This window comes from Halonatronum saccharophilum DSM 13868, from assembly GCF_000517025.1.
Taxonomy (GTDB): Bacteria; Bacillota; Halanaerobiia; order Halobacteroidales; family Halobacteroidaceae; genus Halonatronum; species Halonatronum saccharophilum.
Map to the genome: position 1 here is coordinate 328,635 of NZ_KI912091.1, position 13,111 is coordinate 341,745.

The following is a 13,111-nucleotide window of genomic DNA, read 5'->3' on the forward strand; positions in this document are numbered from 1 at the left end:
TTTAAGTTCTCATTACTCCCTCTTTGCCAAGAAGAGTAAGCATCAGCATAATATTGCTTTGTCCTTGGAATTTTACTTCTTGTAAAAGAAGTCTCTATTCCTGTATAGTTATAAAATTCTTTCCCATTATCAGTTGTAATAGTCTTGAACAATTCTCTAAACTTCTTTACTCCTATTCTTCTTTCTATTCGATCCAGACCTCTTATTACAGCTTCCTGCGTCTTATTAGGTATAATCTCTATTATTTCTTTTCTACTATACCTCTCCGTTAGAACTAATAAGAAAGGCTCTCCTTTTCCCTTTCTACCCTCTACTAGATCCATTTCCCAATGACCTACTTCTAACCTCTCATCAGCTGCTTTAGGCCTATCTGATATTCTTCTACCTTCTTTACGTCTTTTAGTTGATTCTTTTCTTTCTTCTTTGTCTTTTAGACTTTTATAATTACCATAGGTCAACTCTTCTCTACTTACAAATAGGATGCCTTTATCTATATAATTATAGATAGTCTTCCAATGTAATTCTATTTCAAAATCTTCACTATTTTTTATCATATCTGCAATTACTTCTGGAGAATACTTATCTTTGATTTTTTCCTCTATAAACTCAGCTAACCTGTGATCTTTACCTATTTTTATTTTAGCTCCTTTAGCTGTAGCATTTTGATCATATACCTTTTGAGCCTTTAATGCATCATATTCTATTCTAATTGTATAGTCCCAATTTAATAGCTCTATTTTGCCTTTTTTAACCTCTCTGCTTATTGTAGTTCTATGTCTACCTAACTCTTGTGCAATCTCTTTGGGAGACTTGTTTTGTTGATTATACAAGTGTTCTATTACTTTTCTATCTTCCCATTTTAAGTGTTCACCTTTGTTCTCATTTGTGTTATAATTATCTTGGCACATATCAATACCTCACTTTATGTTATTTGTGGTTATTTAACATTATATATGAGGTATTCATATGTGTCATTTATTTTTTGCACTATCCGTGCATTTAATTATACAATGTTCCAAAGTTACAAAATAAAGAGGATTTTCAGATGGTATATTGAAATTATTACTATAATATAACCTAATTGTAACTGGAGATTATCTTTATAAATATTCATCATACAGAAGAAACTACTAGGTAGTCAATGAATATACTATAATTAGTTTAATTTTTTAATATAGTAGAATGTAAAGGAAGGGCTATTAATATATCTAGTGGATAGTTATTGAGCTTATAAATTTAGAATGTAATTTGTAAAAAAGTTAAGTATAGTTAGTGGGTGTATATTCTTTAATTAGCTTAAGTTGTATAAGAAGAGAGTTACCCCTTTTATCCTAAGGTAGTGCTATCTATTTAGAGAGTTATTAATAGTTAGCATTGTCTAATTTGAATTTAATCAGTAATGCCGATTTTTTGGGGGATTTTCGATTTTATAGTTTTACTTCCAAATTTGAGGGAGTTAGTGTAACTGAAAGAAAGTTGATTTTATAGATTAGTAATTAAGGGGTGATTATATGTTTAGACAGAGGATTTTACCTTTGCTTTTAATCTTATTTTGGGTAACTAGTATAGTCAAGGCTGATGTTGGAAGTAGCATCTTTGCAGAGAAGGATAATGGAGTCTATGATTGGGAAAAGTCAGTTGTTCAAGCTACAGGTTTTGGTATTTCACCTTCTTTTATAAATAATTCATCTCAAGGAAGGATTATGGCAAGAGAAGCTGCAATAACAACAGCTCAAAGAAGGCTGTTAGAGTTGATTGATGGTGTGCAGATTGATTCAAAGCAAACTGTAAAGAATGTTCAAATAGAGTCTGATGTTATTGAAAAAAGAGTTTCTGGCTTATTACAAGGGGCTAGGATAATTGAAGAAGAGTCAATAGACGATAAGACATATATGGTAGTAATGGAATTAGAGTTTTATGGTAATGGAGGAGTTATAGAAGCTATATTTCCAGCTATAGAGGATAGTAGAAGATCTACTAAAGATAGCATCTGGATTGATAGAAATGATGGCTTTGGAGAAGAAGAGGGAGAGTATACTAGTATTATTATAAAGGCACCCTCTGATCTTAGTCCAGCGTTAGCTCCTAAAATATATAATTCTAGTGGAGATTTGATATATGGGGTAAGTACTATTGATATTGATGATGTTATTACAGATGGTTTGGTATCATATAGTAGGAGTTTAGCAGATGCTAGAAATAATTCAAGAGCTGGCAATAATCCTTTAATAATTGATGCACAAGGAGTTAAGGGTGATTATAGCACTGATATAGTAATCTCTAATCGTGATGCTAGATCTATTAAATCTGCTGGAATACGTGGGGTCTTCAGTGATCGTAGGGTAATAGTTGTTCTCAATTAAGGAGGAGGTTTTCTTGAAGAAACTTACTATTGTATTAATAATGTTATTATTATTAACTGGTTGTAGAGGAGAAGAGTTTATGACTCTACGAGGGAGAGTTATAGATGATATGACTGGGGAAGGTTTGGCAGGAGTTAGGGTGGAGATTGGTGATATCGATTTAAAGACAAATACTTCAGGTTTCTTTATTTTAGAGGATATACCTGTAGTTGAAGAGGTACCTTTAGAGGATAGATTCGTTAAGGTAGGTGTTTCTGGTTATAATACCTTTGTTCAAGAGTTGATTCTAGAAAAAGGGGATAAGAGCTTAGAGATAAGGTTAAGTCCTTATTCTACTAAAGAAGAATCTAATGATAAAGTAGATGAAGGTAACTTGAAAGAGCAAGACTTAAGAGGTGGAATTAAATTACCAGAAGATATTAATGATGGGTGGTCTAAAGATACTAATATTGTAGAGGAGAGGGATGAAGGTCTTTATGACTGGGAAAGATCAATTATTCAAGCCACTGGTTTTGGAATCTCACCTTCCTTTACTAAAAATAAAACTCAAGCTAGGATTATGGCTAGAGAAGCTGCAATAACAGCAGCTCAAAGAAGGTTAATTGAATTAATTGATGGTGTACAGATAGATTCTAAACAGACTGTCCGCAATGCTCAGATTGAATCAGATATTATTGAGAGAAGAATTTCGGGACTGCTCAAAGGTGCACGGATAGTTGAAGAGAAGGAATTAGATGAGGATAGTTATATGGTAGTTATGGAAGTTCATCTTTATGGTAAAGAGGGTGTTATAGAGGCTGTACTACCAATACTAGAAGGGGATGGCAAGAGTAGTAGACCTATTGATAATAAAGAACCTAATGTTAAAGTTAATTATACTGGGGTTATTATCAATGGGACTTCTGATCTTAAACCAGCTTTGGCCCCTAATATATATAGCTCAAGGGGAGAATTGATCTATGGGATGGATACTATTAATGTAGATGGAGTTGTTATAGATGGATTAGTATCTTATAGTAGAAGTTTAGCAGATGCAAAGAATAATTCTAGGGTTGGCAATAACCCTTTAATTATCGATACAAAAGGTAGCCGAGGAGATTATAATACCGATTTAATAGTATCTAATAATGATGCTAAAGTAATGAAAGCTTTAGAAAGAGAAGGTATTTTAAGTGAACGTAGAGTTATCATTGTTCTTAATTAAGGAGGGGTATAATTGAAGAATAGGCTGATACTTATATCAATAGTTATCACCTTATTATTGTTAACTGGTTGTAGAGGAGAAGAGTTTATGACTCTACGAGGAAGAGTTATAGATGATATAACTGGGGAAGGGTTGGCAGGAGTTGGGGTAGAGATTGGTGATATCGATTTAAAGACAAACTCATCAGGTGGTTTTATCTTAGAAGATATACCGGTAGTTGAAGATATTCCCTTAAAGGAGAGGCTAATCAAAGTCGGGGTTCCAGGTTATAGAACTTTTGTTGAAGAGCTGATCTTAGAAGAAGGTGATAAGAATATAGATATAAGGCTTAGACCTAGTAGGGTTAGGAATTTTTTCTTTGTTAGTGATAAGGATGGATCAAAGAGTATTTATTTAGGAGATATATATGGCGGAGAAAGAACTAAATTGACTGATAGCAATAGTAATGATTGGTCTCCTGCTTGGTCAGAAAAAAGAGGAGAGATTTTGTTTTTATCAGATAGGGATGGCAATAGCAACATATATACAATGAAGGAAGATGGTTCGAATTTGAGGCAGATTACCTCTAATAAAGGGGATAAAGAAAGTCCTATTTGGTTAAGTGATGACAAGATAGCTTTTGTAGCCAATTTTGAAGGAGAATTTCATATCTATTCGATGAATTTAAATGGAGATAATCTATTAAGGTTAACTAACAATAATCATTACGATGGTCAAATAGATTACTCTGATATAAGAGGTAGTATAGTTTATATTTCTCAAACTACAGGAGAAGATAAGGTTCACTTAATGGATAAGAGTGGGAGAGGAAAGATCTTGTTAAGTCAATCCTTTGGTAATGACAGTGATCCTAGTTGGTCAAAGGATGGAGGAGAATTTGTATTTGTTACTTCAACTAGTGAGAGTTCAGGAATATATAAGATGAACTATAATGGCAGTGGATTAAGAAATCTATTAGAGTCAAAAGATGAAAGTTATCAGTATCCAGTTTGGAATGCAGAATTAAATACCTTAATATATGTAAGTAAGAAGGATGGTACTAAGGATATAAATTTATTAACTCCTAAAGGTGAAATTAGAGGTATATTAGTAGATGAAGATATTAATTACAGTAAGCCAATTTGGAAAGATTAGAGAAGGGGTGTTGATACTGTGAGAGACCTTTCTAGAATTATAGCTATGGTTTTATTGGTATTTATTTTTGTTAGTTTTGTAGGGGTAGATTGTGCGTTGGCCCAAGAAATATATAACTTATCAGGGCAATTTAATGGTGATAATGACTCTCAAACAATTAGAAATTTAGGTGTAAGTGCTCTTATCTTCTTAGGGGTCTGGGGGATTTATCGAAGGTCTAGAAGTAAGCGTAAGGCAGAGTACAGGTCTAACTTAGAGCAGGGTCAATACTTTTTAGAAAGAGGAGATTATAGGCTAGCAATTTATAGGTTTGAAGCAGCAAGGAAGATCAAAGATACTAATGAAGCGTTAAGGCTCTTAGATGAAGCAAGAGATAAATATCAAAAGTCACGCCAAAAAATAGAGGATCAGAGGTTTAAAGATATTAATAATGAAGGTGAGAGCGAAGACTTATCATCTAATAAGCCAATAGAGAGTGGAGATTCAAAGGTAGTTGAAGTTAAAGGTATATCTTATATTGCGGGTAGGGATATAGCTAGAGCTAAAAGTTTAGCTATAAATGATGGCTTACGTAGAGGTGTAGAGAAAGTAGTAGGCCTTCATATAAATGCCCAAACTAAAGTTGAGAATTATGAGTTGATTAGTGATAGTATCTTAAGAAGTAGTGAAGGGTATGTGAAGAATTATCAGATAGTTGATGAGTATAATGATGGAGATAATTATTATGTTTATTTGAGAGTTGAGGTTGGGGTAGGTGAGTTAGAAGATGATCTTGAAGCATTAAAGTTAAATATTAAACGTCAAGGAAATCCTAGGTTAATGGTAGTTGCATCTCAAAGGGCCAACTTCACTAACCTTTCTAATTCTATCATTGAAAATGAATTTATTAAAATCCTTTTAGAGTCAGGTTATCAAGTAGTTGATTCCACTGAAGTAAAGAATGTAGTTAAAAAGGAGCAAGAAGAGGCAATGGTTAGAGGTGATTATCAACTAGCATCTCAATTAGGAAAGCAACTTAATGCTGAGGTTGTTCTAATAGCAGATGGTGTTGCTAGTAAGGTTGATCTAAGAGGAATTAATAATAATAGTTTATCTGGACTTGTATCTTATAGTGGCCAAGTTGAAGTAAGGGCTATCGATACGTCTAACGCAAGAGTTATTGGGGTTAGTACTGGTAGAGGAGAGGGAATAGGAATTAGCAGACAGGATGCTGCTAGTAAAGCTTTATTAGCTGCAAGCAAGGATAGTGGAGAAGAGATTGTTAGTAGCATAAGTAATGTTATATTAAGTTCTGAGAAGAATATTAGGTTGCAGATAAGAGAAGTAGAATCGTTGGCCCAATTAGGAACTATCAGAAGAGAACTTCCTTCTATTTCTCAACTCGATAATGTTTATTTTAGAGAATATAGTAATAATTTAGCGATATTTGATTTAGAATTGATGAGTGGCTCTGATCCTCTAGATTTTGCTTTGGATTTAGAAGATCTTCTACCATTTAAATTTAAAGTAGTTAGTTTAAGTGATGGAAAGTTGATTTTAGAGCTTATAGAGTAACTTAAATCAGTTTAATTATTATATAAAATTAATAAAGAGGGTGATTGTTTTGTTAAGCAGGTATTCTAAGTTTATTTCGATGATATTATTGGTCTTTATATTTATTAGTTTTGTAGGGGCTGATTATGTGTTGGCCCAGGAACTATACAGCTCATCTAACCAAGATAGTGATTCTAATATATCTAAAGGCTTAGGGATAGGTGCTTTAATAACTTTAGGTGTTTGGGGGATATATCGTAGAGTAAGAAGTAGTCGTGAAGCGAGGTATGAATCGAATTTAGAGAGGGGACAATACTTTTTAGATAGAGGGAATTATCAATTGGCTATTAATTATCTAGAAGAGGCTAGAGCTATAAATGATACAACAGAGGTATTAAGCCTTTTACATGAAGCCCAAGATAAGTACAAAGATTATCATTATAGCCAAGGCATAAAATATTTAGAAGAAGAAAATTGGGAACTAGCTTATAGATATTTTAATAATGTAAGAAGATATGATCAAAATTATCTAAATGTTAATCATAATTATGATCAAGCTTATCAAAAGTTAAGAGAAATTAAGTTAAAGAGGATGGCAGTTATAGAGTTTGAAGATACAACTTATCGTACATACCGTTATAACTTAGGAAGAAGAGCTACTAGTTTATTTACAGCTAAATTATTAAGCAGAGACCCTAAGTTTATTGAGGTAATTGAACGAGCTCGACTTAATCAGATTTTAGAAGAACAGAAGTTAGGGGCGAGCGGATTAGTTGATTCCTCTACTGCTAAAGATATAGGTAATATATTGGGAGTTGACTTTTTGGTAGTTGGGAAGGTTTTAAGTGGTAGTGTAACAGAAGACAGGAATTCACAAAAGGTAGATGTTAGATATCAAGATGATCCAGTAACAAGAACTAATGTACAAAAGGAAGCATATACTCAAATTATCTTTAATATTCTTGATGTTTCTAATGGAGCAATAGTCTTAAGTGAGACTATTAGAGAAAGAGAGAACTTTAGAACATCCTATTATCAAGGAGAATCAGTTTCAATTCCTTCTGATGAAGAGATGATTGATGATGTATTAACTAAAGCAGTTGATAGGTTTGCCCAAATAGTTTATGATAGGTATGAATTTTAATTTAAAATAAAAAGTAAAGAGAAATAAGGTGTAGGGTAGGTTTTAATTTTTTTATAACTTAATGGTCTTTTGAATATAATATATAATAAAGTAAAGTTTTATATTTGTAAAATCAAAGGAAGTAAGCAGGAGAATATTAAATCACACAAAATACTAATAGTAGTTACTATTAAATTTATTCAAAAGGAGGAGAAAAGGTGATTAAGTTATATCAATTTGAGACCTGTCCATTTTGCAAAAAAGTTAGGGATAAGCTTGAAAGTATGGGTTTAGATTATGAAAAGGTTGAAGTACCAAGGGATAGGGGAAAGAGGACTGATATTAAAGAGCTATCTGGTCAGATCAAGGTTCCCGTCATCCAAGATAGTGATGGCACAGTAGTAAATGATTCAGCTAAGATTATAGAATATTTAGAAGAAAATTACAGCTGATAAATTACCTAGCTTTCTAATATAGAGTTAATTAATCCTATATTAGGAGGCTTTTTAAATGCAAAGATAACTTTTTTGATTTAATAGGGAAGATAGATTATAATACTTTATAAGAGATTATTTTAGTTGAGGTGGGGTTAGATGGTTAAAACAATATTATGGTTTTCTTATTTTTGGATATATCAGATTAGACTTTTGCCGATATTCTTTAAACTTAAGTACCTTATGAAAAATAATAAAGAAGATGAAGTAAAGGGCTTGGTTAATAAATGGGTACCAAAATGGGCCAAAGAAATGGTAGAATTTACAGGTAGCAAGGTGAAAGTTATAGGGGAAGATAAGTTGCCCGATGAACCTGTTCTCTTTGTTTCTAATCATCAAGGTTCTTTTGATATCCCTCTTTTGCTAGGTTACATAGATAAGCCTAAGGCCTTTATTGCTAAATGGGAATTAAGGTATTTACCTTTTATTGGGAGTTGGATGAAGGAGTTAGGTTGTATATTTATTAAAAGAAATGATTTTCGTCAAACTCTTAAGGCTTTTAAAGGAGCTGGGAGAGTCTTTGAAAAGGGCCAATCACTGGTCATATTTCCTGAAGGAACCCGAAGTAGATCAAGTAAATTGGGTAAATTTAAACGGGGAAGCTTAAAGATTGCTCTTAGAGAGAAGGTTCCTGTAGTCCCTGTGACTATTAAAGGTTCTTATAAATTAAAAGAAAGAAATAATGGTTTTATCAAAGGAGATAATGTAGAGCTAGTTATTTCAGATCCTATTTACATTGATAGTTTAAGTAAAGAGGAGAAAGATGATTTAACTTTAATAGTTAGAGAAGAGATAAGTAAAGAATTAATAGGTGAAAGTTAATTTAAATTTAAAATGTAAAGGTAATAATTAGTGATAAATTTGAAGGAGGAGATTAGTTTTGGCTGGCTGGTTAATACAAAATAATAAAACAGAAACAAATTTATTAAAAGTTTCAATATATAGTGCTTTATTTTTTTCTATAACATCTTTTCTTTTAGGTATAATATTAAACTCTCAATTATTAGTTTTTGATGGTTTATATTCTTTGATTTCTGTTTTTTTATCATATCTTTCTTTAGTAGCTATTAAATTTATAAAAAAGACTGATTATGAATTATTTCCTTTTGGTAAATCAGTTATTGAGCCTTTGGTTATAATTATTAAATATTTTTTAATAATATTATTAGTAATAAGTTCTTTGGTTACTGCTATTATGTCAATATTAGAAGGTGGTCGGGATGTAGTTTTAGGTCCTGCTTTAATCTATACTATATTTGGTGTAATAGGTTGCTTTGTAACTTATAAGTATTTATATGGTGGTGGTAAAAGTTTAAATTCCAACATTGTTATTTCTGAAGCCAATCAATGGTATATGGATACTTTAGTTAGTTTAGGAGTATTAGTAGGTTTTTTTATAGCTGTTATTTCTCAACTTATAGATCAACTTAATCCTATAATACCCTATATAGATCCAATAATGGTAATTTTATTCTCAGTATATTTTATAAAGATTCCAATTGAAGAGATTATTTCTTCTATTAAGGAGTTATTACAAATGGCTCCTGATGATGATTTGAGAACTAAAGTTGAAAAAGAGGTGTTAAAATTAAAAGAAGAATATAATATAGATAATGTTTTTATTAGAGTAACTAAGGTTGGAAGAACACTTAAAATTGATGTTGATTTTATAGTAGGAAAGGATTCTTATATTAGATCAATTACTGATCAAGATGAAATAAGAGGTCAACTTTATAAAAAACTAAAGAAAAATCAGTTGGAGCTGTGGATGGATATTGCTTTTACTCAAGATGAAAAATGGGCTATTTAATTTGATAAAGCAAGAGTTTTTTATTAATTAATCTGATCTAAATTCTCTAGGTGGGTGTGCTTATGGAGCTTAGTATAATACATATAGATATGGATGCTTTTTATGCTTCTGTTGAAGTTAGAGAGAACCCTGCTTTAAGAGGAAAGCCTGTTATTATTGGTGGTAAGAGCAGAAGGGGAGTAGTAAGTACGGCCTCTTATGAGGCTAGATGCTATGGTGTAGGGTCCGCAATGCCCATAGCAAAAGCTAGAAAGTTATGTCCTAATGGGGTTTATTTAAAGCCTAGGCATTCTCTTTATAAAGAGGTTTCTAATAATATAAGAGAGATTTTTTATCGTTATACAGACTTAGTTGAACCCTTATCCCTAGATGAAGCTTATCTAGATGTAAAGCAAAATCCTAAAAATAGTATTAGAATAGCTAAAGAAATTAAAAGGGAGATAGAGAATAATCTAGGGCTGACTGCTTCGGTAGGTATTAGTTATAATAAATTCTTAGCTAAGCTTGCTTCAGATTTTAATAAACCTAATGGTTTCAAGATAATCTCACCTTATGATTTTGAAGAACTTATTCTTCCTTTAGATGTTAAATTTCTCTGGGGTGTTGGCCCTAAAACAGAGGGTAAGTTAAAGGAAATTGGTTTATATAAAATAAAGGATATTGCTCAAGCTGATAGAATAGTGCTGATAGATAAGTTAGGCAAAAAGGGTTATCAGATTTGGAAGTTGGCCCAAGGAGAGGATAATAGGGAAGTAACTCCTCCAAGCCGACCTAAATCTATTGGAAAAGAGACAACTTTTAAAAAAGATATTGGTGATAAAGTTCTTTTAATCGATTATTTAAAAGAGCTATGTAGTGAAGTTAGTCAAAGAGCAGTTAGCAATAATATTAAAGGAAGAAGTATTTCTTTGAAGTTAAAGTATAGTGATTTTGAAGAGTTTTCAAAAAGTCAAAGTTGTGAGTATTATTTTAATAAAGAAGAAAAAATATATAAGCTAGCTTTGAGTATTTTAAAAGAGATAAATTTAAGAAAAAAAGTTCGATTAATAGGAATAACTTTATTCAATATGAGGGATAATAGTATTAAGCAATTATGTTTATCTTTTAAAAAAACTAAAAAATAAATCGTTTTTTTCTTTCATTTTTCGTGAAGATATGATAAAATAAATTACGAAAAGCAGACAAAATAAGTTTATAAAAAAATTTAGATAAAGATAATAAAATCGAATGAAGCTTAAAAGACAGGCTAAAGTAATTTTATTATTTACAATCTGAGGGCAATGTTACTATGTGAGAACCCTGATTAACTTAGAAATAGTTGATCTAGGGTTTTTTGTCTTTGAAAAGGTAAAAAAAGTTGATAGTTAAGTTTTTTATAATTTCAAATAACCTGAATACATAAATGAAATAATTCTTTATTATAAAAGATCTTTTATAATAAATGTTTATAAATATATCTAATTAGATATATTTTATATAAAATAATTTTTAGTATCAAAATTAAAATTAGATTATTATAATAATAGTAATCTAAAAAATAAACAATTCAGAGGGGGACAAGAAAAAATGAGTAAGGAACCAAAAGTAGCATATTTTTGTATGGAATATGGATTAGAGAGTGATTTTAAAATTTATTCTGGAGGATTAGGTATTTTGGCAGGTGACCATTTAAAGGCTGCTTATGACCAAGACAGAGATCTTGTAGCTATAGGAATGTTATGGAAACTAGGTTATAATCAGCAGATCGTAAAAGATGGTAAACCTTATAAGGCTTATCCAGTATTTAAAGAGGATTATGATTTCTTAGAAGATACTGGTGTTAAAGTTAAAGTTAACATCAGAGAAAGAGATGTACACTGTAAGGTTTGGAAAGTGACTAAGTTCGGTAATGCCGACTTGTATTTATTAGATACTGATGTACCAGAAAATTACGCTGGTGATGAGTGGATTACTGACCGTCTGTATGGTGGATTTAATGAGCACAGAATTGCTCAAGAGATGGTATTGAGTATTGGTGGAGTAAAAGCTCTTAGAGCCTTAGGAATTGAACCAGATGTATATCACTTCAACGATAGTCACCCTGTATTTGCAGGTGTTGAATTATTAAGAGAGAAAATGGAAGATCAAGGTATGTGGTTTGATCATGCATTAGAAGAAGTTCGTAAGAAGGTTGTATTTACTACACATACACCTGTATTGGCTGGAAATGAAGTTCATACACATCATTTATTAAAGTATATGGGTGCTTATCAACATTTAAATGTTGAGCAAATGGTTGCTATTGGTGACGCACCGTTTAGTATGACTGCTGCTGGTTTAAGATTGGCTAGAAATGCTAACTCTGTTGCTAGTTTGCATGAGCAAACTGCTAATGAAATGTGGAGCCATGTAGATGGAGCTGCTCCAATAGTAGGAATTACAAATGGTGTTCATACAGGAACTTGGACAGATGAAGATGTTGTTGCTGCTTTTGCTGATGGTGACAATGATAAGATCTGGTCTGCACACCAAAAGGCTAAACAAGCATTAATTGATTTAGTTGAAGAGAGAAATGGAGTTAAATTAGATGCAGACAAGTTATTAATTGGATTTGCTCGTCGTGCTGCTCCTTATAAGAGAAGTGACTTAATCTTTAGCAAGCCAGAGGTTATTGAAGAATACTTAAAGTCTGGTAAAGTTCAACTTGTATTCTCAGGTAAGCCTCATCCATTAGATGATATGGGTAGAAAGATTACAGCTAATCTTATTGCTATGAGCAAAAAGTATCCAAGTAGTGTAGTATTCTTAGAAGATTATGATATGACTATTGGTGCTGCTTTAACTAGAGGTGTGGATGTATGGTTAAATAACCCACGTAGACCTAAAGAGGCTAGTGGTACTTCTGGTATGAAAGCTGCTATGAATGGTGTTCTAAACTTAAGTACTCTTGATGGATGGTGGCCAGAAGCTTGTCGTCATGGAGAAAATGGATGGGCTATATCTCCAGATGGTGTAGAAGCTAAGACTGCTGAAGATTTTGAAGGAAGTCATGAAGAGAAGCTTGCTCAATTAGATGAGTATGATGTTACAAATCTTTATGATGTTCTACTAAACCAAGTTGTACCTACTTATTATGATAATCAAGATAAGTGGATTGATATGATGAAGGAGAGCCATAATGATACTTATGAGCAATTCTCTGCTGGTAGAATGTTAAATGATTACTATAAATTAGTTTATGCACCAGAGAACAATTAAATAAATTAGACCTATTCTAAGACCTATCCTTAGGATAGGTCTTTTTATCATAAGGGGGTAAATTTATTTACATACATAATTAGACTTGTTAGTAAATATAATTTAAGAGGACTAATTTAATTATTTATCTTTATTAACTCTTAAAAAAAAGGAGTTTAGGTAATAAATGTCTAATTTTAATTATAAGAAACTGGTTATTGAGAAGCGAATTAT

At 31.8% G+C, this 13,111-nt stretch carries 11 protein-coding genes; 10 read left to right on the forward strand and 1 reads right to left on the reverse strand.

The annotated features are described in order from the left end of the window. Window positions 1-908, reverse strand: a 908-nt coding sequence (locus tag HALSAC_RS14770; protein WP_051412040.1) for an IS30 family transposase, incomplete at its 3' end; no start/stop codon positions are given. 603 nt (window positions 909-1,511) lie between these two features. Here HALSAC_RS14770 and HALSAC_RS0101800 point away from each other — a divergent pair. From HALSAC_RS0101800 to glgP, 10 genes are all read left to right on the forward strand, one after another. Further along, complete coding sequence (locus HALSAC_RS0101800; protein WP_027338824.1) at window positions 1,512-2,363, forward strand: LPP20 family lipoprotein; 852 nt, start codon at window positions 1,512-1,514, stop codon at window positions 2,361-2,363. Window positions 2,364-2,376: 13 nt separating this feature from the next. Then, a complete protein-coding gene (locus tag HALSAC_RS16255) occupies window positions 2,377-3,567 on the forward strand; it encodes an LPP20 family lipoprotein (RefSeq protein ID WP_051412041.1) in 1,191 nt (396 codons plus the stop codon). A gap of 12 nt (window positions 3,568-3,579) precedes the next feature. After that, entirely contained in the window at window positions 3,580-4,701 is a 1,122-nt protein-coding gene (locus HALSAC_RS0101810; RefSeq protein ID WP_027338825.1) for a DUF5050 domain-containing protein, read from the forward strand. Between the two features lie 18 nt (window positions 4,702-4,719). After that, window positions 4,720-6,255 (forward strand): LPP20 family lipoprotein, encoded by a 1,536-nt coding sequence (locus tag HALSAC_RS0101815; protein WP_027338826.1) that lies wholly within the window; start codon window positions 4,720-4,722, stop codon window positions 6,253-6,255. 40 nt (window positions 6,256-6,295) lie between these two features. After that, window positions 6,296-7,378: a CsgG/HfaB family protein gene (locus HALSAC_RS0101820; protein ID WP_425402501.1), complete on the forward strand. Its 1,083-nt coding sequence runs from the start codon at window positions 6,296-6,298 to the stop codon at window positions 7,376-7,378. A 197-nt stretch (window positions 7,379-7,575) separates the two neighbouring features. Beyond that, window positions 7,576-7,809 carry a glutathione S-transferase family protein gene (locus HALSAC_RS0101825; RefSeq protein ID WP_027338828.1) on the forward strand — a complete coding sequence of 78 codons (234 nt, stop codon included), beginning with the start codon at window positions 7,576-7,578 and terminating at the stop codon, window positions 7,807-7,809. A gap of 141 nt (window positions 7,810-7,950) precedes the next feature. Continuing rightward, window positions 7,951-8,673, forward strand: coding sequence for a lysophospholipid acyltransferase family protein (locus tag HALSAC_RS0101830; protein WP_027338829.1), 723 nt, complete (start codon window positions 7,951-7,953; stop codon window positions 8,671-8,673). A gap of 58 nt (window positions 8,674-8,731) precedes the next feature. Further along, complete coding sequence (locus tag HALSAC_RS0101835; protein ID WP_051412042.1) at window positions 8,732-9,661, forward strand: cation diffusion facilitator family transporter; 930 nt, start codon at window positions 8,732-8,734, stop codon at window positions 9,659-9,661. A 62-nt stretch (window positions 9,662-9,723) separates the two neighbouring features. Beyond that, window positions 9,724-10,785 carry a DNA polymerase IV gene (locus HALSAC_RS0101840; RefSeq protein ID WP_027338831.1) on the forward strand — a complete coding sequence of 354 codons (1,062 nt, stop codon included), beginning with the start codon at window positions 9,724-9,726 and terminating at the stop codon, window positions 10,783-10,785. A gap of 442 nt (window positions 10,786-11,227) precedes the next feature. After that, window positions 11,228-12,898 carry an alpha-glucan family phosphorylase gene (gene glgP, locus HALSAC_RS0101845; RefSeq protein WP_027338832.1) on the forward strand — a complete coding sequence of 557 codons (1,671 nt, stop codon included), beginning with the start codon at window positions 11,228-11,230 and terminating at the stop codon, window positions 12,896-12,898. Window positions 12,899-13,111: the final 213 nt, after the last annotated feature.

Bases quoted from the DNA above. Each gene is read 5' to 3' on its own strand.
- glgP (WP_027338832.1), top strand. From the start codon at position 11,228: ATGAGTAAGGAACCAAAAGTAGCATATTTTTGTATGGAATATGGATTA.
- HALSAC_RS0101830 (WP_027338829.1), top strand. From the start codon at position 7,951: ATGGTTAAAACAATATTATGGTTTTCTTATTTTTGGATATATCAGATT.
- HALSAC_RS0101800 (WP_027338824.1), top strand. From the start codon at position 1,512: ATGTTTAGACAGAGGATTTTACCTTTGCTTTTAATCTTATTTTGGGTA.
- HALSAC_RS0101840 (WP_027338831.1), top strand. From the start codon at position 9,724: ATGGAGCTTAGTATAATACATATAGATATGGATGCTTTTTATGCTTCT.